Source organism: Pedobacter sp. SG908 (assembly GCF_011759615.1).
In the GTDB taxonomy this organism is placed as follows: Bacteria; Bacteroidota; Bacteroidia; order Sphingobacteriales; family Sphingobacteriaceae; genus Pedobacter; species Pedobacter riviphilus.
This window is the reverse complement of record NZ_JAAOYY010000002.1, coordinates 832,545-853,481: the sequence shown is the minus strand read 5'-3', so window position 1 is coordinate 853,481 and position 20,937 is coordinate 832,545. Positions and strand designations below refer to the sequence as shown.

20 protein-coding genes are annotated in these 20,937 nt (G+C 37.8%); 12 read left to right on the top strand and 8 right to left on the bottom strand.

Going from position 1 to position 20,937, the window contains the following annotated elements; genetic code table 11:
- The first annotated feature begins 148 nt into the window (after positions 1–148).
- A complete protein-coding gene (locus FHT21_RS18625) occupies positions 149–1,009 on the top strand; it encodes a hypothetical protein (RefSeq protein WP_167296238.1) in 861 nt (286 codons plus the stop codon).
- A gap of 58 nt (positions 1,010–1,067) precedes the next feature.
- Here FHT21_RS18625 and FHT21_RS18620 read toward each other — a convergent pair whose 3' ends face one another.
- Together FHT21_RS18620 and greA are read right to left on the bottom strand one after the other, a co-directional pair.
- A complete protein-coding gene (locus FHT21_RS18620; RefSeq protein ID WP_167296237.1) occupies positions 1,068–1,466 on the bottom strand; it encodes an HIT family protein in 399 nt (132 codons plus the stop codon).
- A gap of 75 nt (positions 1,467–1,541) precedes the next feature.
- Entirely contained in the window at positions 1,542–2,015 is a 474-nt protein-coding gene (gene greA, locus FHT21_RS18615; RefSeq protein ID WP_047798983.1) for a transcription elongation factor GreA, read from the bottom strand.
- A gap of 95 nt (positions 2,016–2,110) precedes the next feature.
- On the opposite strand from greA, the gene FHT21_RS18610 reads away from it, so the two are divergent.
- Complete coding sequence (locus FHT21_RS18610; RefSeq protein WP_167296236.1) at positions 2,111–2,347, top strand: hypothetical protein; 237 nt, start codon at positions 2,111–2,113, stop codon at positions 2,345–2,347.
- Between the two features lie 2 nt (positions 2,348–2,349).
- Entirely contained in the window at positions 2,350–4,230 is a 1,881-nt protein-coding gene (locus FHT21_RS18605; RefSeq protein WP_167296235.1) for a M1 family metallopeptidase, read from the top strand.
- 74 nt (positions 4,231–4,304) lie between these two features.
- Here the strand turns inward: FHT21_RS18605 and FHT21_RS18600 are convergent, their stop codons facing one another.
- The 3 genes from FHT21_RS18600 to FHT21_RS18590 all read right to left on the bottom strand — a co-directional run bounded on the left by FHT21_RS18600 (position 4,305) and on the right by FHT21_RS18590 (position 6,455).
- Positions 4,305–4,772, bottom strand: coding sequence for an OsmC family protein (locus FHT21_RS18600; RefSeq protein WP_167296234.1), 468 nt, complete (start codon positions 4,770–4,772; stop codon positions 4,305–4,307).
- 139 nt (positions 4,773–4,911) lie between these two features.
- Positions 4,912–5,370 carry a hypothetical protein gene (locus FHT21_RS18595; protein WP_167296233.1) on the bottom strand — a complete coding sequence of 153 codons (459 nt, stop codon included), beginning with the start codon at positions 5,368–5,370 and terminating at the stop codon, positions 4,912–4,914.
- 158 nt (positions 5,371–5,528) lie between these two features.
- A complete protein-coding gene (locus FHT21_RS18590; protein WP_167296232.1) occupies positions 5,529–6,455 on the bottom strand; it encodes an NAD(P)-dependent oxidoreductase in 927 nt (308 codons plus the stop codon).
- 240 nt (positions 6,456–6,695) lie between these two features.
- Between FHT21_RS18590 and FHT21_RS18585 the strand changes: the two genes are divergently transcribed.
- The 4 genes from FHT21_RS18585 (at position 6,696) to FHT21_RS18570 (ending at position 13,336) form a co-directional block, all read left to right on the top strand.
- On the top strand, positions 6,696–9,179 hold the full coding sequence (locus tag FHT21_RS18585; protein ID WP_167296231.1) for a TonB-dependent receptor: 2,484 nt from the start codon (positions 6,696–6,698) through the stop codon (positions 9,177–9,179).
- 55 nt (positions 9,180–9,234) lie between these two features.
- Positions 9,235–11,664, top strand: a complete 2,430-nt coding sequence (locus tag FHT21_RS18580; protein ID WP_167296230.1) for an outer membrane beta-barrel family protein — start codon at positions 9,235–9,237, stop codon at positions 11,662–11,664.
- 28 nt (positions 11,665–11,692) lie between these two features.
- A complete protein-coding gene (locus tag FHT21_RS18575) occupies positions 11,693–12,247 on the top strand; it encodes an NUDIX hydrolase (protein WP_167296229.1) in 555 nt (184 codons plus the stop codon).
- Positions 12,248–12,571: 324 nt separating this feature from the next.
- Positions 12,572–13,336, top strand: a complete 765-nt coding sequence (locus FHT21_RS18570) for a lysophospholipid acyltransferase family protein (protein ID WP_167296228.1) — start codon at positions 12,572–12,574, stop codon at positions 13,334–13,336.
- 74 nt (positions 13,337–13,410) lie between these two features.
- On the opposite strand, the gene FHT21_RS18565 is transcribed toward FHT21_RS18570, so the two are convergent.
- Together FHT21_RS18565 and FHT21_RS18560 are read right to left on the bottom strand one after the other, a co-directional pair.
- Positions 13,411–14,160, bottom strand: a complete 750-nt coding sequence (locus tag FHT21_RS18565; RefSeq protein WP_167296227.1) for a LytTR family DNA-binding domain-containing protein — start codon at positions 14,158–14,160, stop codon at positions 13,411–13,413.
- Between the two features lie 60 nt (positions 14,161–14,220).
- The gene (locus tag FHT21_RS18560) at positions 14,221–15,252 is read right to left on the bottom strand and encodes a histidine kinase (RefSeq protein WP_223833479.1); all 1,032 of its coding nucleotides are present in this window, start codon (positions 15,250–15,252) and stop codon (positions 14,221–14,223) included.
- A 262-nt stretch (positions 15,253–15,514) separates the two neighbouring features.
- On the opposite strand from FHT21_RS18560, the gene FHT21_RS18555 reads away from it, so the two are divergent.
- From FHT21_RS18555 to FHT21_RS18540, 4 genes are all read left to right on the top strand, one after another.
- The gene (locus FHT21_RS18555; RefSeq protein WP_167296226.1) at positions 15,515–15,772 is read left to right on the top strand and encodes a hypothetical protein; all 258 of its coding nucleotides are present in this window, start codon (positions 15,515–15,517) and stop codon (positions 15,770–15,772) included.
- A 5-nt stretch (positions 15,773–15,777) separates the two neighbouring features.
- The gene (locus tag FHT21_RS18550; protein ID WP_167296225.1) at positions 15,778–16,686 is read left to right on the top strand and encodes an ABC transporter ATP-binding protein; all 909 of its coding nucleotides are present in this window, start codon (positions 15,778–15,780) and stop codon (positions 16,684–16,686) included.
- A gap of 1 nt (position 16,687) precedes the next feature.
- Positions 16,688–17,485: an ABC transporter permease gene (locus FHT21_RS18545; RefSeq protein WP_167296224.1), complete on the top strand. Its 798-nt coding sequence runs from the start codon at positions 16,688–16,690 to the stop codon at positions 17,483–17,485.
- 119 nt (positions 17,486–17,604) lie between these two features.
- On the top strand, positions 17,605–19,173 hold the full coding sequence (locus FHT21_RS18540; RefSeq protein ID WP_208398983.1) for a M20/M25/M40 family metallo-hydrolase: 1,569 nt from the start codon (positions 17,605–17,607) through the stop codon (positions 19,171–19,173).
- A 98-nt stretch (positions 19,174–19,271) separates the two neighbouring features.
- Here the strand turns inward: FHT21_RS18540 and FHT21_RS18535 are convergent, their stop codons facing one another.
- On the bottom strand, positions 19,272–19,502 hold the full coding sequence (locus FHT21_RS18535) for a helix-turn-helix transcriptional regulator (RefSeq protein WP_167296223.1): 231 nt from the start codon (positions 19,500–19,502) through the stop codon (positions 19,272–19,274).
- 318 nt (positions 19,503–19,820) lie between these two features.
- Here FHT21_RS18535 and FHT21_RS18530 point away from each other — a divergent pair, with 318 nt between their 5' ends.
- On the top strand, positions 19,821–20,270 hold the full coding sequence (locus tag FHT21_RS18530; RefSeq protein ID WP_167296222.1) for a hypothetical protein: 450 nt from the start codon (positions 19,821–19,823) through the stop codon (positions 20,268–20,270).
- The last annotated feature ends 667 nt before the right edge of the window (positions 20,271–20,937 follow it).

Below are 20,937 nucleotides of genomic sequence, written 5' to 3'. Positions count from 1 at the left end.
AAGGTTGCCTAACAAAATATTTTTTTGACAACTAATTTATTTTGTCCATCTCGGTTAAAAATCTCATTTCTGCAAGCAACCATTTACAACCTGGTGGCGTAATAGCGGCATAACAATTTATTAATTTAAAACTAAATACAAAAATCTTATGCTAATCTACTTAAAAAAAAACCTATTGGCTGTATTGAGTATAGCCATGGTAATTACGGCCTGCAAGAAAAACAGTTCAGATGAACCTACAACTCCACCTGTTAACAACAATAAAGGAATCCAATTGGCAACCGACGCTAAATTCGGATCGGTATTAACAGATAAAGATGGTAAAACCTTATACTTTTTTGCATCTGATGCCGCGGGTGTGCCAACCTGCACTGGTGGCTGCGAAACAGCCTGGCCGCTTTATTATTCTGCCGATGCCAGTACAGATTTAAACCTGAACAAAGCTGAAGTTGGTGAGGTGACGAGAACTGATGGCCGTAAGCAAAGCACTTACCGGGGTTATCCGCTTTATTATTATGCAGGTGATGCTACCGCCGGACAAATTAAAGGTGACGGGGTTGGTGGAACATGGTTTGTAGCGAAGCCCGATTATTCATTAATGTTAGCCAATGCACAATTGTTTGGAAACAATACCAATTATACCAGCACTTATGCTGTGGGTACTGGCAACACCATTTACCTAACTGATAGCAAAGGCCGCACCTTATACGCTTTTGCACCAGATAAAAACGGCGTAAATACTTATACAAAGAGCACTACACAAGAGGGTATTTGGCCAGTTTATGAATCTGAAGTACTAAGCGTGCCCTCGGCTGTTGCAAAAGCTGATGTTGGCGTAATTACTGTGGCCACAATAAGCAAAAAACAATTAACTTATAAAGGATGGCCACTGTACTATTGGATATCAGATGTAAAAAGAGGCGATAATCTGGGCATAGTAATTGGAAAAGGTCCAGGTTTAACTTGGCCTGTATTACAGCTGAATGCTACAGTTGCTCCGGCACCATAAAAATATTTGGGTTAGGCGGGCAGAATGGTCGGCTGATGTTTTCACAGCCGGCCTTTTTTTATACTTCTAGTAAGGCTTGCCTAATTTTTTCGGCAGCCTCGGCCAACGCTTCGTTTGTTGGCTTTAATTTTTCTTTGCTAAAGTTCATATCGCTTACATTATTCATCGGTATTAAATGGATATGTGCATGTGGAACTTCCAATCCAATAACCGAAACGCCTACTTTTTTGCAAGGGAAAGCTATTTTTACACCTTTCGCCACAATTTTAGCAAACATCCACAGGCCAACATATAAATCTTCGTCCATATCGAAGATATAGTCGGTTTCGATTTTAGGAATTACCAAAACATGACCTGCTGTTAAAGGCTGAACATCCAGAAAAGCTAAATATTCTACAGTTTCGGCTACAACATGTGCAGGGATTTCGCCTGCAACGATTTTTGAAAAAACAGTCATTTGAGGTATAGGATTTAGGGTAAAGCGTTTGGCGGTGAGCGATTATTAAAACGCCTATCGCCAAACGCTATTCATTTATCTCGAAATTTCGAGTACTTCGAACTGCATTTTACCTGCAGGTACTTCAATTTCTGCAAATTCACCTACCGATTTACCCAATAAACCCTGTGCAATCGGCGATTTAACCGAAATTTTTCCGGTTTTTAAATCAGCTTCACTTTCTGCTACCAACTGATAGGTCATCGTAGCACCGTTTTTAACATTTTTTATTTTTACGATAGATAATGCCAGCACTTTAGATAAATCCAATTTCGACTCATCAATTAAACGTGCATTCGCCAACGTATTCTTCAATTTTGAAATTTTTGCTTCATGCAATCCCTGCGCCTCTTTTGCGGCATCGTATTCTGCATTCTCCGATAAATCACCTTTATCCCTTGCTTCTGCAATTGCTTTAGATATAAGCTGACGACCGGTGGTGGTTAGATAATGTACTTCCTCTTTCAATTTATCCAACCCCTCTTGGGTGTAGTATGTTACCTCTGTCATTGCTCTATTAATTTATTCAAACGCTATAAAAAACAAACAAGACTATATAGTTGGTTTGCTACATAGTCTTGCTTCAATAATAACGAAGATAAAATGTGGAAATTACAAAAGCAAATAAAAGATTAAGATTTACAGCATTTTTAACTTTATGCAGTAATTTTTTAGCTTGCTCTTCTTCATTTGATCAATTATCTATTCCAAATCAAATTATACCAGGGAATATGCGAGATCCACCAAAAACACAGCAATTAGCTATAAAACACTTCAAAATTCAGCTTTCCTTCACTCAAAATTCAATCATTAGTCCTATTTTTAGCTTAAATTATTCGTAAAAATGAAAAAGTTATTCTCTATTGCCCTGATAATCGGTTTGGGCGGATATATGGCCTCGGCACAGGAGCTTTATATGCCCCGGAATATTAAAGCAGCATATGCCAAGGGTACACGTGCAATGAATGGAAAACCTGGCTCAAATTATTGGCAAAACCATGGTAAATACAACATGGATATTAAGGTAGATGCCGAAACCAAAGTGGTTAGCGGTAATGAAGAAATTTTATACAGCAACAACAGTTCCGATACCTTAAAAACCCTTGCAATCCGTTTTGTAAACAACTTACACAAACCAACTTCCCCTAGAAGCGGTGCAGTAAGTGAAGACTTTTTAAGTACGGGTTTAAACATTACCTCCTTTTCTGTTGATGGCGTAACTTATAAAGTTGATAGTAAAGATTGGGGAACAGTAGGAAATGTTAAGCTGAATAAACCATTGTTGCCAAAATCGAAAATTACGGTTAAAATTGAGTGGAACTACCCATTATCAAAAGAAAGTGGTCGCGAGGGACAGATTGATCCAAACTCATTTTTTGTAGCTTATAGTTATCCGCGCATATCGGTATACGATGATTATAACGGTTGGGACCGCATTCCACATACTGATAGAGCTGAATTTTACAACGACTTCAATGATTATGAATTCGCGATTAAAGCCCCTAAAAACTATGTTGTTTATGCAACCGGCGATTTCCTGAACCCTGATGAAGTATTACAACCTGAAATTTCTGCGCGTTTAAAAAAATCATATAATGGTGATGAAGTAATCCACATTGCTACCGAGCAGGAAATGAAAGATGGTAAAGTAACACAACAAAAAGACTGGAATACCTGGAAATTTGCAGTAAAGCACATTACCGATGTTACTTTTGCCATGAGCAACCACTACGTTTGGGATGGTGCAAGTGTAATTGTAGATAAGAAGACCAATCGCCGTGCAAGTGCCCAGGCTGCTTACAACCCTACTACCGGAACAGATTTTATCAACTCGGTTAAATACAATCTTAATGCTTTAGATTGGTTTTCGAACAATTGGCCAGGCATCCCCTATCCCTATACAAAAACCATCGCTTTTCAAGGTTTTGCCGATATGGAGTATCCGATGATGGTTAACGATTCGCAATTTGGCGATCCTGTATTTGCACAACTGGTTCAGGACCATGAAGTGGCACATACTTACTTTCCTTTTTATATGGGCATTAACGAAACGCGTTACGCCTATATGGATGAAGGATGGGCCACAACATTCGAATATTTAATTGGCATTGCAGAACATGGCAAAGAGGCGGCCGATAAGTTTTACAAAAACTTCAGGGTAAATAAATATATCAACGATAAATCTACTGAAGAAGACCAGCCTGTAATTTCCATGTCCGACCAGGTTTCGGGTTCGGGTTATGGGAATAACTCCTACGGAAAGGCTTCATTATCTTATCTCGCCTTAAAAGATATGCTGGGTGATGAGCTATTTAAAAAAGCATTGCATACCTATATGGGCAACTGGAATGGTAAACACCCTATTCCATGGGATTATTTTAACTCGATGAATGCAGGATCTGGACAAAATTTAAACTGGTTTTTCCAGAATTGGTTTTTCACCAACAACTATCTTGATTTAGCCATTGCCAAAGTAACACCTGCAAAAGGAAAGTCTACTGTTTCTATTAAAAATGTAGGCGGTTTTGCTATTCCATTTGATGTGGTAATTACCTATAGCGATGGAAAGACTGACACCATCCACAAAACACCTGCAGTTTGGAAAACAAACCATAAAGAACTAAGCATAGTACTTAGCACTACAAAAAAAGTAAAATCAATTGGTTTAGCAAACGGCATTTATGTAGATGCTACGCCATTGGATAATGTTTGGGTAGCAAATTAATTAATAGTTGGCAATTTTCAGTTAGCAGTTATATCAAAACCGCTAACTGAAAACTGTTAATTGAGAACTGCAAACTAATAGCTTAGAACCGGCTCATGTTTAACCGGAAAATTTAATGAATTGGCAATAAAACACATTTTATTCGCTTCGTGATGTAGCGATGCTGCAAGCTCATAATGCGCCTTATCTGCTATTAAAACCTGGGGGTGTAGTGTAACTTCTCTAAACCTACCACTACCATCCGCCAATTCTTCCATGGTGCCTACAGCCTCATCCTTATAATCAATTACTACAATTTCATTTTTAGAGCATAAATGTAAATACCAGAGCATATGGCAACTGGATATGGAAGCCAATAATAGGTCTTCGGGGTTGTACTTAGATTTATCGCCCAGAAAAGCAGAATCAGACGATCCCGAAATATCGGCTTTACCTTTTACTGAAATTAAATAATCGCGATCGTACGAACGGTAATCCATTGTACCAGAGCCTTTATTGCCCGTCCAAGTAACTGTGGTTGAATATAAATGATCTTTCGGCATGATAAAATTGGTTAGATTGTATAGCCAATTTAAGAAAATATTATCAAGATTAATCTACTTTTAACCCGTTTGGCTAAGAATAATTTAAATATCTCAATCTCAAGAAACAATTTTAACACAAGAAATATTTTAGAAAAAATTATGCCCTAATTTTATGCCCTTTTGAGATTAAGAAGGAATTTAGCAAGCCGTATGTAGATTCGTCTGCATTAATATTAATCCCTTTATCATCCTCCATGTATGAGCATTCGAAACATACATTAAGCGCAGAAACAATTTCTTCGGTCTTATTATAAAATATGATTGCATCCCTGTAAATAGGTAGACACATCCAAGAAGGTAAGTTTGCAACCTCGGTTTCTAAAATGTGATTTAATTTAATCATATCCTGACTATTACGCCGGAAGGAACTAATCTTTTCCGAAGAGCTATCAAGGTTACCATTCAGATCAGTTATGCGGTTATCATACCAAGATATTGCCACAGTATTTCTAGTGGCATCTGAATAGTAGGCCTGCTGTTGAAAAGAGTATGTTTCAACATATTCGAAATCGATGTTTTTAATATAATCTTTGGATTGAATAGCTGTATGCGTCATAAAATATTAATTTTAGCGCCGGGAGCCTGCATCATAAGTTGTGATATCATTCGAACTTGTCACGTTGAGCTTGTCGAAACGCTTATCCAGGAATTTAAACAGGTCCTTCGACAGGCTCAGGATGACAATTCTATATTTATGATACAGCCTCCTTTAAATTAAAAACTAAGCCCACTTAACTTCTCAGCCAAAACCTCCGAAATTTTACGGTAAGAATCGAATGTCCAACCGCCTACATGCGGGGTTAAGATCACCTTATCGTTGTTTTTAAGTTCATCGTACCAAACCTGCTCGCCCAATGCGGGGAATTTTTCCACTTGCAGTACATCCAATCCAGCTCCTAAAATTTTTCCAGTTTTAATTGCACTCAACACTGCTGGCGTATTAACAATTTCGCCCCTCGCGGTATTGATAAAGAAAATAGGTTTTTTAAAATGAAAGAAATACTCGTCATCAACCATTTGTCTGGTTTCGGCTGTTAAGGGAATATGCAGGCTCAGTACATCACTGTGTTTCACAATCTCCTCCATACTTACCTCCCGGGCAAAAGCATCAGAAAAGCCGGTTTTATACTTATCATAAGCCATTACATCAACCTCGAAACCCGCCAGTTTCTTAGCAAAACTCTGTCCCATAAAGCCGTACCCAATAATTCCCACCTTTTTGCCTTTCAATTCGTAACCTCGGTTTCCTTCTCTATCCCATACGCCATTTCTGATCTCAATATCGGCCCTACGGAAGTTGTTCATTAGTGATAGAAGTAAACCCGTAGCATGTTCGCCAACGGCATCGCAATTGCCTTCAGATGCATTAATCAGTTCTATATTTCTTTCGAAGGCAACCTTATCGTCTATGTTATCCAACCCTGCCCCTGCCCTGGCCACAAATTTTAAATTCGGCGCAGCAGCAAAGAGCTCCGCATCGATCCTAAATTTCGTCCGGACAGCAATGCCGGTATAATCTTTTATTTTATCTAGTGTTTGTTGACGGGTGATCTGGGGTTCATCATCAACCTGGTAACCCATAGCAATGGCCTGATCTTTAAATGCAGGGTGCAAATCATCAACAATTAATATTTTTTTCATCTGTTATTCTATGCTCAATATGATGAACAAAAGTAACATTTTGAAGATCGTTCAACGGTAATATTCCATCATTGTTTTCCAAGAAACTGAAAACTGCCAATTGCCAACCGCAAACCGAACGCTAACCCACAAAAATATTACTATAAAATGGCTGTAATAAAATAGTTACGGCTCATTAATTAAACTTAGTTGCCGTTACTTTGTCTCCCTTTACAAAAACACACGAAATTTTATTTTTTAATGAGACTTTTACAATCGAGAACAATACAGATTACCCTTTTACTTTTAAGCTTATCATTTAGTCTTTTCGCACAAACAAGCGGAAAAGCAAAAATTACCGGAATACTTAAAGATGCAAAAACACAAGAAACCATTCCATTTGCTACAGCCATTTTAATTGATAAGGCTACGGCCAAAAATGCAAAAATTGTACAAACCGATGTAAACGGTGCTTTTGTAATGACCGATATCCCTACGGGAACCTTTACCTTTAAAATAAGTTTTGTGGGTTACCAAACCATGGTTAGGGATAATATAGCCATTACTACTGCCACAGGCACCTTAAATTTTGGCGAAATTAAAATGAACCCAGCAAAAGGCAATGTGCTGAGTGAAATTACCGTAACGGGCCAAAAACAGGGCATGCAAATGGGTATCGACAAAAAGATTTTTGCTGTAGATCAGAGTGTAATCAGTGAAGGTGGCTCGGCAGGCGATTTATTACAGAATGTACCATCAGTTTCTACTGATATGGATGGCAATGTGAGTTTACGTGGCTCAACAGGTGTTAAAGTACTAATTGATGGAAAGCCATCTTTAATCGCTGGCGGTAATGTGGCACAGATCCTTCAATCAATCCCAGCCAGCTCTATCGAAAGTGTTGAGGTTATTACCAATCCATCGGCAAAATACGATGCAGAAGGCCAATCAGGCATCATTAACATTGTACTTAAGAAAAATACAAAACTGGGCTTTAACGGTTCAGTTGCACTAACTGCAGGTAACCGCAATAACTATAATGCCAATACCAACTTAAGCTTTCAGAACAGCAAGGTAAATATTTATGGAAACTATGGCTATCGTTACGGAAATCGCGTTGGAGGTGGTTTTCAAGATATTACCTACAAAACACCAACAAACTCGATTTCATTTCTTGATCAGCATACCAACTCAGAGTCTTTAGATAAAGGCCACAATGCAAAAGCAGGTATAGATTACTACATTACGCCAAAAAGCGTGGTCAGCTTATCTGGTGGTTTTAATTCAAGAGAAAACGACCGAAATGAATATATCGATGTGAGGCAATTAAATGCAGGTTCGAATCCGGTTAATCTCAGCAATAGAAATAACACCAATAACGGGGACGGAAAAAGCTATGATCTAAATTTAGATTATACCCAGAAGTTTAAAAAACCTAAAGAAGAATTAACTTTTAACTTTGGCTATTCAACAGGAGATAATAATAATGATCAGACTTATCTGACCACAACTACTTATGCGAATGGCTCTACGGTAAATGTAGATAGTTTACAGCTTATTAATAATACCGGGAATAACACTAATTACAATATCCAAACTGATTATGCGCTGCCTGTTGGAAGGGCCGGAAAAATTGAAGTAGGTTACCGCAGTCAGATTCGTTTAGGTGATAACGATCAGTTTGCTCAAGTTAGACTTCCCGGAAGTGATGTTTTTACCAGAGACAATAGATTGATTAACGACTTTCATAGTAAAGATCAGGTTCATGCATTATATCTGAATTATCAGAATCAGATTAAAGACTTTGGCTATCAACTAGGCTTAAGGGGTGAAGATGCACGTTTAGACACCCATTTAGAAAGTTATACAGGCAATATATTAACTACCGCAGAAGGAAATATCCATTACAAAAGGTTATACCCAAGTGTTTTCTTAACCCAGAAATTTAAAGGCAACAACCAGCTTCAACTGAGTTATACACGCCGCGTAAACCGCCCCCGTCCTTGGGATACCAACCCATTTTTAGACGTTTCTGAACCATTTAACTATAGAGGCGGTAACCCGAATTTATTACCAGAGGATGTACACTCGTTCGAATTGGGGTACAGTAAATACTGGAAAAAAGTAACCTTAACATCGAGTTTGTATTTTCGCCAAACCAATGATGTTATTCAACGGGTAAGAAGTACACCTGTTAATGGGATTATCACTTCAACCCCTCAAAACTTATCACACCAGATTAACAGCGGGGTAGAACTAATCGGTCGCTTCGATTTGATTAAAGCTTTAAATTTTACGACCAATGTAAACTTATATCAAGCTAAGTTTGCCGGAGATGCAAGATTTGATATCCCATCAAGCAGTGGTTTTAGCTGGAACGCCAACCTGACCGGAAATTTAACGGTAGTTAAAAATTTATCGTTACAGGTACGCGGCGACTACAGGGCACCAGAAGTGATGGCACAGGGAAAACGCAACGCCATGTACGGTGTTGACGGTGGAGCCAAATACGACTTCCCGAACAAAAAAGCATCCTTAAGTTTCAATGTTCGGGATGTATTTAACACCAGAAGGTGGAGCATGACAACCGAAGATAAGGCGACAATTGTTGATTTTGAGCGCCAGTTTCAAGGGACAATGGGAAATTTAACCTTCTCTTACCGCTTTGGAAAAACAACGTTTACCGGCACCAAAAAGAAGAAAGACGACCAGCAGGATAACCGTCCTGATGAGGGATCATTTTAATAACCAAGGTGTTTAGAAAAAATTTTCTAAACACCTTTTTTTAATTAATCAGATATTGGGAAAACTTTTACCTAAGCTTTGCTTTACCCTGTTGATTTTACTCAGCACCATTGCTGCGTTTGCCGCAGAAAAAGGCGTAATCAGCGGAAAAGTGGTTGAAGAAGTTGGTGGCTTATCGATACCATCGGCCATAATATCTGTTTATATCGATGGATCTGAGCAGCCTATAGTTACATCCGCCACGGATGAAGATGGCCACTTTAGCATAAAAAATCTGAAAACAGGGAATTATAGTATCAGGGTAAGTTTTGTTGGTTATGCACCGCTAAAAGTAAATGGAATAGCCATCACAGAAAAAGATTTCGATAAAAACCTTGGTGCATTAAAACTAACTTCGGATCAGAATTCTTTACAGGAAGTAACCATTACCGTTCAAAAACCACCTATCGAATTTGGTGCCGATGGCATAACTTACAATGTTGGCTCTACACTATTGGCCGAAGGCAGTACTGCAACAGATGTATTAAAAAATGTACCCATGGTGCAGGTTGATATTGATGGCAATGCTACCATTGCCGGAAAAAGAAATACCAGGGTTTTCATTGATGGGAAACCATCCGACTATATGACCTCTAACATCACCGATCTGCTCAATGTGCTTCCTTCTGATGCCATTGATAAGATAGAAGTTCTTACCAATCCACCATCTAAATATAGTGGAGATGGCGAAGGCATTATTAATATTGTGATGAAAAAAGGTTTTAAGGTTGGCTTCAACGGTAATGTAGGCATTTCGAACGGTTTGCAGGGTAACGGCAATACCAATGCAAATGCTTCTTACCGCGGAAAATCTTATGCTTTAAATGGAAGTGCAGCCTACCGTTATAATGTTGGCAAAGGTGATAGCCACAATTTCCGCGAAAACTTTTTTCCTGATACAACTTTCTATTATGACCAATATGGGGCTTACCGCAACCATAACAACGGTGGGAATTTTAGGATGGGCTTAGATTGGACCATTAATCCGCAACAAAGTTTACGGTTATCAATCAATTACAACCTCAACAATTCGAATTCAAATTCCACAACCGATCTTCATTATTTAAGCAACGAACGGATAGAAAACCGTCTCCGCAACCAGCATAATACAGGTAATGGCAACAGTAATAACTTTGTTTTTAATGCAGATTACGATCTTCAGACGGATACCAGTGGAGGTAAAATATCTTTAGGTTTAAATTTCAACACCAATAAGAGTATCGATTTTAGGGATTATAGCACCACTTACGCTCAACCCAGCACATTGGCCCCAACTTTACAGCAAAACAATAACGACACCGGAAATAGGGGCCTAAACGTAACTTTAGATTACGAGAAACCAATATTCGATAAACGCGATCGCATTGAAGCTGGCTTGGCTTTTAACTACAGAAAGAACGATAACGACTTGTTAATCGAGAATTTTAATTTTGCAACGCAACGGTTTGTGCGTAATAACAAATTATCTAACCAGTTTTTATACAATGAAAACATAGCTGCTGCATACGCATCTTATAACTACCGCAAAGTTGGCTGGGGCATTAAAACAGGAGTTAGGGCAGAACTTACCGATGTAGCTTTCGATTTATCTACTGGTCAGAATTATAATGTAAAACCTTATTTAAGCATTTTCCCCAACCTATCATTAAACAGGTTTTACCGCAAAAGGTATAATATTGGTGCCACTTATAGTATCCGTGTGAACCGGCCGAGAGAAAATACACTGAACCCCCAGGTAAACAATGTAGATACGCTTAATATCTCGTATGGAAATCCCAATCTATCGCCGGCTTATACACATCAGTTCGATATTAATTTTGGGGCATTTGGCCAGAAATGGTCATTTAATCCACGGCTTTCTTATTCAATCAGTCAGGGCGTTATAGAGCGCTATCGCACAGTTACCTTAATTCCAGGCTCCAATACAGCGAGATCTGAGAGCACTTACGATAACGTGGGCACCAATAATTCGCTATCACTTATCTTAATCGGGAATTATAGGCCTACCAATAAGATATCGGCCAATGGAAATTTTAGCGTAATCCAAAGCAATTATAAATCACAATTAAATAGTTCGCTAAACCGGGATGGTTTGAGTTTTAGAGGCGCAATTGGTTTGTCTATGCAATTACCACTTAAAACAGCTTTCGAATCGAATTTAAATTATGCCAACAATACCAATGCACAAGGCCGGAACAAAGGTTCTATGTCTTCTAATTTCTCGGCCCGGAAAGTCTTTTTTGGTAACCGGTTAAATCTTCGCATAACTATAAATGATATTTTAGGAAACAGGACCAATACCTTTTACAATGAAGGTCAGAATTTCAGACTGGAAAATTATTCGACCAATAACACGCAAAACTTCACTTTTAGCCTAAATTACCGTTTCACTAAAATTACTGTAAATAAAATCCCTCCCCTACCTCAACCTGTAAAACCCCAGTAAGATATAATCATATTCCTTATCTTGCAGCATGGAAGAGATCAACCCTTGGAAAACGCTAGAGAGCGAAGTAAAATACGATAACAACTGGATTCGTTTAACCGAACATCAGGTCATTAATCCTTCTGGTGGGCAAGGGATTTATGGCACTGTTCATTTTAAAAATCGCGCTATCGGAATCCTCCCCTTAGATGAAGATTACAATACCTGGTTGGTTGGCCAATACCGATATGCGATTAATGCCTATAGCTGGGAAATTCCTGAAGGTGGTGGACCATTTCACGAAGCGCCATTAGAAAGCGCAAGGAGAGAACTACTGGAAGAAACAGGAATGAGTGCCAGAAACTGGAAAGAGATACAAAGAATGCATCTTTCCAACTCCGTAAGCGACGAGTTAAGCATTATCTACATTGCTACTGGCCTCATCCAGGGCATCGCCATGCCCGAAGAAACAGAGGAACTTGTGATTAAAAAATTGCCTTTTATTGAAGCCTATCAAATGGTTATGAATGGAGAAATTACGGATTCGATTAGCGTAGCCGCAATTTTAAAAGCCAAACTAATGATGCTGACTGGCGAATTATAGAATCATATATTAAGATCCTCTCATAACATTAACCTAGATTCCGTCATTTCTAGGGATGATTTATTTCATAAAAATCAATATAATTGACAGAGAAATTTTAAGCAGATGATACCTCTCGAGACATCGTCATTCCCAACTCGATTGGGAATCGTAATGCTATACGCTTTAAGATTCCCGCATGCGCGGGAAAGACGACCGTTTTAGACGACAAAAATATGCTCATAGCTTTAAACCATTTGCAATGTGCTGCACAGCCCAATTGTATTCGAGGTAATTAAACCAGAATAATTTATTATTATCTTTGCAATCTATTAAATCAACCAGATGAGTAAGCTTTTAGGATATATTTTAAGCCCTATTTTTTATATTTTTTTTGGATTAACCCTTTGTATCTTCCATCCTATACAATGGCTTTGCTTTAAGCTTTTTGGTTATAAAGCACATAAGGTTTCTGTAGACATCCTTAATTTTTTTCTAACCTATTGCCAGATTTTCCTTTTCAATTCAATCAGTTTTAAAAACGAATACGATTTGCCAACCGATAGACCAATCATTTTTGCAGCAAACCATCAGAGCATGTATGATATCCCATCATTGATTTGGTTCTTACGGAAACACAGTGCAAAATTTATTTCTAAAATAGAGCTTACGAAAGGTATTCCATCTATATCTATTAACCTGCGTTTGGGCGGTGGGGCAAACATCAACCGGAAAGATAACAAACAGGCCATTTCCGAAATCATCAAACTTGGCCGTAGAATGAAAGAAAACAACTGGAGCACTGTTATTTTCCCGGAGGGAACACGGGCAAAAGATGGCCAATTAAAAACATTCCAGTATGGAGGTATTGCCACGATATTAAAAGTAGTACCGAATGCGTTGATCGTTCCAGTGGCTATAGAAAATTCCTGGAAAATTGTTCGTTTTGGCAAGTTTCCATTATCCACAGGAAATGCCCTAAAATGGACAGTTTTAAAACCTATAGAACCCGGAGTAAAACCGCCGAACGATATTACATTGGAAGTAGAAAATGAAATCAGAAAGGCTTTGGGCCAACCCATGGCACAGCCCGCTTCCCAGTCAGTTTAATTGCTTTATTTGGTTAATCGATTGATGTCAGGCGCACATTATTCATTTTACAATTCCCTTCTTACATCACCCTGTTAGATGTTCTTATTTCCAATCACCCTAAAAAATTCATCGCGGTAAGTATCTCCAACCGGGATAATTTTTTGATTGATGGTAATGCGGCTACGTTCAATGCTTTCAATTTTATCAACAGCCACAATATAAGATTTATGCACCCTGATAAACTGACCTTGGGGTAAAGCTTCTTCCATCTTCTTCATGCTCTGTAGCGTAATTACGCGCTCATCTTTCGTAAATATCGAAATGTAATCTTTTAAACCTTCGATGAATAAAATATCGTGCAAATAGATTTTTTGAATCTTATGTTCCGTTTTTACGAAAATATAATCCTGAACCGGATTTGGAGAGCCGGAAAATGGCGCAGGTGTAACGATGGGTTGTGCTACACTTGCAAGAGCCTCAACCGGTTTTACCTGATTGTGAACTTTTTCTACCGCTTTATAAAAACGGTCGAACGCAATTGGCTTTAATAGGTAATCCGAAACATTTAGGTCGTAGCTCTCTAAAGCATACTCTGGGTAAGCGGTAGTTAATATATAGTGGCATTTATTACCCGCAATTTTTAAAAACTGGATTCCGGTTAGCTCAGGCATCTGAATATCTAAAAACACAAGATCAATCCCTCCGCCCTGTACAATCTGCAAGGCTTCAATAGGATTTTCGCACCTTTTAACCATGGTTAAAAAAGGTACTTTTGAAATATAATCCTGTAAAATATCAAGCGCTAAGGGCTCATCATCAACAACAATACAGTTTAAGTTCATTTTTGGTTATTATTTTTAATTAATGATTTTTTTATTTCCGATTTGTGTTAAGTTATCGGATTATATGTCAATCATCAGTTCGCAGGTATAATGAGTAGCCGAATTTACAACATTTAATTTATATCTATCAGGATAAACCAATTGTAACCGTCGTTCTACATTGGTTAAACCCACGCCCCCCTGCGCATCTTTATTCTGTTGGTTCTTTTTATTTACTACACTAAAATGCAAAATCTTCTGGTTAGCAATGATATTGATTTTTACTGGTTCGGCCGGATCATTCACTACCCCATGTTTAAATGCATTTTCTACAAACGAAATCAACATTAAAGGAACAATTTTTTGATTGTCAATTTCGCCGTTTAAGGTAAGCTCTATATAAGCACCATCTTTAAACCTTATTTTTTGCAGTTCGATATAACTGGTTAAATAGTCTACTTCTTTACTTAACGCTACAGTTGGCGTATTGCTCTCATAAATCATGTAACGCATAATCTCCGAAAGCTTCATAATGGCATCGGCGGTTTTGTCTGATTTCTGATAGGCCAGCGAATAGATATTATTGAGCGAATTAAAAAGAAAATGTGGGTTTAATTGTGATTTTAAAAACTGGAGTTCCATTTCACGGCGTTCGTTTTCGAGATTACGCTGAACCCGCTCGCTAGAAAACCAATCGATAATAAATTTAATGATACAACTGCTGATCAGGAAAAAACCAGAGAAAAAGGCCGCATTCAAGGCAAAGCTATTCACAGAAAAATTGCGCACCTCTTTTTCAACTCTATAGGTCAACAGCTCTTCGGGATTAAGAACCGCTAGCACCGTTTTCAAAAACGTACCGGCAATTAGCAATAGGAAGAATGAAAGGAAGTAAATCCAGTATTTTTTCTGCCTCTTGATCAATCCAGGTATTAAGAAAATATAATTGATATAAAAAAGAGAAACGTTGATAATACCGATTACGCCAAAAGATAAAAAATAATCTTTCATTGTTGCGCTACCCTCCCTGAATGCAGACATTGCAATCAGGAACATAAAAATCAATCCCCAGTATGTAATATGTAAAATTAAAGGGGCCCTGCTTTGTTTCATTAGTTATTCATTAAATGGTCTTAAAGCAGATACAAGTTAAAACAACACGTATCAGCTTCATGCATCCAAAGTAAATAAACTTTCAATTTAAACCGAACACAATCTACCAACGGGCATTTTTTTTCTACCAACGGCCCAATAGGCAAATTTTATCGACAAACGCCCAAAATGTCTGTTGATCTAGAATCTTGAACACTTGGTATAATAGATTTTAACAGGTTGTTTTTCTTGAGTTTCTTTGAATCATCAAAACGAAAACAAAATGAAAACATCATCAGCAATCAACTTAAAAAATCAAACAGTAATTACTGATGGTATTTTCACAACCTCTCAAATAAAACTATCGATCATGAAAAAGTTATCAAACACATCACCATTTTTACTTTTATTATTACCTGTATTTATGATGATTATTTTAACACTTACGGTTAGCACCAATCAGAATGATGCAGAAATAGTTGTAAAACCTATAAAAACATCTGGTGCCGTTGTGAAACAAGTAAGTGCTATTTTCAAATAGAAACAATGGGTAATTACGCTATCGAAACTGTAGGCTTAAACTTTAACTTCGGCAACCAGGTTATTGTAAAAGATCTTTTATTACAAGTACCAAAAGGCAGCATTTATGGCTTCTTAGGCCCTAATGGGGCTGGAAAAACAACTACCATAAAAATTCTGTTGAACCTGCTCAAATCGCCATCCGATCAGGTTTTTATATTTGGTAAAGAAATAAACAGTAATCGCATCGCTACCCTTAAACGCATTGGTGCTCTGGTAGAACAGCCAGCCATTTATGGGCATTTAACAGGAAAAGAAAACCTTGTTAACCGCTGTATTCTGTTAGGCATAAAAAAAACAAAAGCTGATGAAATGTTGTCGCTGGTAGGCTTGGCAGAAGCAGCAAATAAAAAAGCCAATAAATATTCATTAGGCATGAAACAAAGGCTAGGCATTGCGCAGGCACTAATTTCAGATCCAGAGTTACTCCTACTGGATGAGCCTACCAATGGCTTAGATCCAAATGGCATTATCGAGGTTCGGAACCTGATGATTGATTTAGCCACAAAACACCAGAAAACAATACTGGTTTCAAGCCACTTATTAGCAGAAATAGAAAGAACAGCAACGCATGTTGGCATTATAAACAAAGGCCAATTATTATTTCAGGGCACTATTAGTGAACTTCATTTATTGAGCAAACCTATGCTGGAAATCGAAGTCGACAAGATTGAAAGTGCAAGCTCCTTTTTAATAGCGTCGGGTTATAAAATTGCGGCAAAAACAGATAGGATAATTACATTACCATTTACTTCATCCCAAAAAAGTGGAGAATTAAACACATTATTGATCCAAAATGGTTTTACGGTGAGCAGTATTTATCAGCAACGAAAAGATCTCGAAAATTTATTTCTGGACATTACCAAAACAAACTAACATGCACGCTCTTTATATTTCTTTAGTATCAGAATTTTACAAATCGAGAAAAACCTTAGCTTTTTGGGCAGCCATATTATTACCCGTTATTATATGCTCCTTAATCACTTTCGGTTTTTATTCGGGTTCCGAAAAGATTTTGGCCAGGCATTACCCGCCTATGATGCTTTGGGGCAACTATATTGGTGCAGCACTTGGCGTAATGGGTTTATTGGTCATGCCTTTTTATGTCATATTTATGGCTTTTTCAGTCAATAATATTGAGCATAAAAATGATACCTGGAAAATGCTGTTTGCTCAGCCCTTGAATAAATTCTCTATTTATGCTGCAAAATATTTGTACGCGGTATTTTTAATCATGATCTGCTTATTCTTATTTGCCACCCTCACCTATGGTTTTGGTTATTTATTACAGGTTTTAGTTCCCGAATATAATTTTAATCAGTACAATCCCTCATCTATCCTGGCCAATTCCTATGCAAAATTATTCTTATCGTCATTCGGCATTTTATCACTCCAGTTTATCTTGAGCTTGCTCTGGGGCGATTTTCTTAAACCAATGGGGATAGGTTTTGTTGGAACCATAATGGGCATTATCACCGCGAACGTAGGGTGGAAATACGCTTACCTCAACCCCTATTCGCTACCAACACTTGCATTAAGGATTACTAAGGTAAGCAAAAACACTGATCCATTAGAATTCCCAATTTTTACCCAAGAAATATGGACAAGCTTGGTTTATGCTTTAGTCCTTTTCATCATTGGCTATTTTATCGTTACCAAAAAGAGCATAAAATAATTTCAAAATGTAAATTTCTGGGCCTGGAAAGGTAATCATGTAAAAATCTCATTGGATAATAATTTGAAGTGGTTTAAAGTGTATTTTAGATCAAAATCAACCACCAAATTATTCATAAAATGATCAAAAAATTTACAATCACAGCATTGGCCTTTGGCCTGTGCTTTTCGGCTTTTGCACAAGATACCCCTGATGCAGCTGTAGTACAAAAAATAAGAAAGGAAGGTCTGGAAAATTCGAAGGCAATGGATATTGCTTTTAATTTAACTGATGTAAGTGGTCCACGTTTATCAAATTCTCCGGGGTTAAAAAAAGCACAGGATTGGGCAGTGAAGCAACTAACTGATTGGGGATTAAAAAATGTACACCTCGAAGCCTGGGGAACTTTCGGTAAAGGCTGGCAGATTGATAAATACTATGCCGCCACCACACTCCCTTATTATCATACCATTATTGCCTCTCCTAAAGCATGGACACCTGGTACAAATGGCCCGATCAAATCGCAGGTAATTTTAATCAAGGCCGATAGTGTTGCCGATTTAGCAAAATATAAAGGAAAATTGGCCGGAAAAATCATTATGATGGATCAGGGCACTCCACTGGCAAGTGGCGTTAAACCTGATTTTTCGCGCTATGCCGATACTACCCTGGCACAAATGGCCGCAGCAAAACCACAAACTGCAGGCCCAAGACAACGCCCTACTGGCGGGCCAATGGCCGATAGAATGGCGCAGATGATGAAAATGCGTGAAATCCGCGCGGCAATGAGTGCCATGTTGGTAGAAGAAAAAGTAGGTTTAATTTTAACTTATGCCCGTGGAGGACAGGGGACTTTTTTCACCAGTAACGGTGCTTCTTATGCTTTAGATGCAAAACCGGTATCGCCTGAACTTGAAGTTGCAGCAGAAGATTTCTTGCACATATTGCGTCTTTTACGTGCAGGAAAGCCTGTAGAAGTTGAAGCTGACATCAAAACCTCTTTTTACGACCAGGATCCTCAAGGATATAACGTAATTGCCGAAATACCTGGGACCGATAAAAAGCTAAAAGATGAAGTGGTAATGATTGGCGGACACTTTGATTCGTGGCATGCGGCAACAGGTGCAACAGACAATGCAGCAGGTTCGACCGTAATGATGGAAGCCATGCGTATATTAAAGGCGATAGATTTTAAACCAAAGCGCACCATCCGTATTGCACTTTGGAGCTCAGAAGAGCAAGGTTTATTTGGATCAAGAGGTTATGTGGCAAAACATTTTGGCGATCCGAAAACTATGGTATTAACGCCAGATCAGAAAAAAATATCAGCTTATTACAACCTTGATAACGGAACAGGAAAAATTCGCGGTGTTTATTTACAGGGCAATGCAGCAGCTGGTCCTATTTTTCAAAGCTGGTTAACACCTTTTAACGATCTTGGCGCTACCACCATCACGATTAATAACACAGGTGGCACAGACCACCAGGCCTTTGATGCCGTAGGCATCCCAGGTTTCCAGTTTATTCAGGATCCTGCCGATTACAATACCCGTACCCACCATAGCAATATGGATACTTATGATAGGCTGGTCGAGGATGATTTAAAACAGGGGGCAACCATTATCGCTTCTTTTGTTTACAATACTTCGCAGCGCGAGGCACAGATTCCACGAAAAGAACTGCCTGCTCCACAACCGGCAAGACCTTAAACAAAATACAACGATAAACAAAAGCCTGCTGATTTGACTTTAGTATCAAATAGCAGGCTTTGTTGTTTAGAATGAGAGGTTATATGTATTTTTAACCCTTATAGGGATAATATTCTTTCTTTAAAGGCCCAAACAATTAACTGATAAGAATTTTTTAGATCGAGCTTTCTTACCATATTTCTTCGGTGCGTATTAACCGTATGCTCGCTGATAAAAAGCATTCCGCCAATTTCTTTACTGTTGTAGCCCATTGATAAAAGGTGCACAATTTCGACTTCCCTTTCGCTAATCGAACTATGGTTTTCCCGCAGCAGGATATTATTTATCATTTTTGAAAGAATTAAATGGTTAATGTTTCTAATAATTAAACGCTACTAAAAAAAATAGACTTATTTTGAAATAGGTCTAAAATATGTGTTTTCATAGGGTAGATAGCATTCATTTTTTACAATGACAAATTATTCAGTTGTTATTGTATACCAAAAGTAGTGGTAGGTGGCGATTCGGGGTTAGCGTAAAACGCCCTAAATAGAAGGGTATTTTTACGGTATCATCAAACAGCACTTTGAGCCATTGTAGAATTTATTTTTCATCTTTCATTAGCTTATTACTTATTATTTATATTTGGGTTAAAACCAACAAATTTTATGACACAAGTTCTATTAACGCAGGATGGTAAAAATAACACCATCCCGGTAAGTATTGCACAACAGATGACAGCGGCTTTTCGCAAGAGCCAGAACACAGAAAGAGGTACATATACAGAAGCGGCCTGGTTTCCTGCGGCGCAGATATCATCCTTAACAAAAAAAATAATTGACCTTGGTGGTGACGGGATTAGAATTTATTTCGGAAGATACACCAGCGAAATCATTGATCAGATCAACAAATTGGAATATGGCGACAAAATCCCTTTAACTTATACTGAAATGAATACTGTACTTCTTGTGGTTACTAAATTAATTGATGGTAAACCCTGCACTGATTATTTTATTGATAAAGATTACGGCGATCCAATATCACAACCTACCGATCCAGAAAACAGAGCTGACTTATGTCCGCAACTATGTGATGATAATAGTAAACTGATGTTGTAATACATTTTCTATGATAGGAAAAATTGCTACACAAATAGACATATTTAAGGCCCTAAAATTTATTGTTCCAACTAATAGCTCATATATTGAGCTACTTTGCCTTGGTTTTGCCATATACTTTTTATCTAAAGATAAAGCGCCATTTTGGCGGATAAGCATATGGTACCTTGTAGTAGTAATGGTAACAGAGATTGTTGGAAGGTATTGTGCGGTAACTTATCGTACAAATTTATTTGTGTATAACATTTATACTTTATTTGAAATATCGTACGTTACCTACGGATTCCATACTTTTATAAAACAGTATGCTGATATCAAAAAATGGATAATTACAATCTATGGAATAATAATGTTAATTTATATCACATTCACCTCCATATACGGAATAAACGTTTACAATGCTTTTACGATAAGTATAGCCTCTGTGGTTTTTGTAATTTATGGCCTATTGTATTTTTATTTGTTACTCAAAGACGAAAATTATATTGATTTAAAGTTTCACCCTGCATTTTGGTGGGTTGGCGGGGCTTTGATATTTTATTTTGGCAGCACACTCGCTAATTTCTTTGATGAAATTATACAGCAAAAATTTTTAGGAAAATACAATACTCGGAGTATTATTTATACAACACTTAACTTTTTTCTATACGGCCTTTGGGCCTATTCA

Coding starts and splice junctions, on each gene's coding strand:
- FHT21_RS18625 (WP_167296238.1), top strand. CDS start 149: ATGCTAATCTACTTAAAAAAAAACCTATTGGCTGTATTGAGTATAGCC.
- FHT21_RS18620 (WP_167296237.1), bottom strand. CDS start 1,466: ATGACTGTTTTTTCAAAAATCGTTGCAGGCGAAATCCCTGCACATGTT.
- greA (WP_047798983.1), bottom strand. CDS start 2,015: ATGACAGAGGTAACATACTACACCCAAGAGGGGTTGGATAAATTGAAA.
- FHT21_RS18605 (WP_167296235.1), top strand. CDS start 2,350: ATGAAAAAGTTATTCTCTATTGCCCTGATAATCGGTTTGGGCGGATAT.
- FHT21_RS18600 (WP_167296234.1), bottom strand. CDS start 4,772: ATGCCGAAAGATCATTTATATTCAACCACAGTTACTTGGACGGGCAAT.
- FHT21_RS18595 (WP_167296233.1), bottom strand. CDS start 5,370: ATGACGCATACAGCTATTCAATCCAAAGATTATATTAAAAACATCGAT.
- FHT21_RS18590 (WP_167296232.1), bottom strand. CDS start 6,455: ATGAAAAAAATATTAATTGTTGATGATTTGCACCCTGCATTTAAAGAT.
- FHT21_RS18585 (WP_167296231.1), top strand. CDS start 6,696: ATGAGACTTTTACAATCGAGAACAATACAGATTACCCTTTTACTTTTA.
- FHT21_RS18575 (WP_167296229.1), top strand. CDS start 11,693: ATGGAAGAGATCAACCCTTGGAAAACGCTAGAGAGCGAAGTAAAATAC.
- FHT21_RS18570 (WP_167296228.1), top strand. CDS start 12,572: ATGAGTAAGCTTTTAGGATATATTTTAAGCCCTATTTTTTATATTTTT.
- FHT21_RS18565 (WP_167296227.1), bottom strand. CDS start 14,160: ATGAACTTAAACTGTATTGTTGTTGATGATGAGCCCTTAGCGCTTGAT.
- FHT21_RS18560 (WP_223833479.1), bottom strand. CDS start 15,252: ATGAAACAAAGCAGGGCCCCTTTAATTTTACATATTACATACTGGGGA.
- FHT21_RS18555 (WP_167296226.1), top strand. CDS start 15,515: ATGAAAACATCATCAGCAATCAACTTAAAAAATCAAACAGTAATTACT.
- FHT21_RS18550 (WP_167296225.1), top strand. CDS start 15,778: ATGGGTAATTACGCTATCGAAACTGTAGGCTTAAACTTTAACTTCGGC.
- FHT21_RS18545 (WP_167296224.1), top strand. CDS start 16,688: ATGCACGCTCTTTATATTTCTTTAGTATCAGAATTTTACAAATCGAGA.
- FHT21_RS18540 (WP_208398983.1), top strand. CDS start 17,605: ATGATCAAAAAATTTACAATCACAGCATTGGCCTTTGGCCTGTGCTTT.
- FHT21_RS18535 (WP_167296223.1), bottom strand. CDS start 19,502: ATGATAAATAATATCCTGCTGCGGGAAAACCATAGTTCGATTAGCGAA.
- FHT21_RS18530 (WP_167296222.1), top strand. CDS start 19,821: ATGACACAAGTTCTATTAACGCAGGATGGTAAAAATAACACCATCCCG.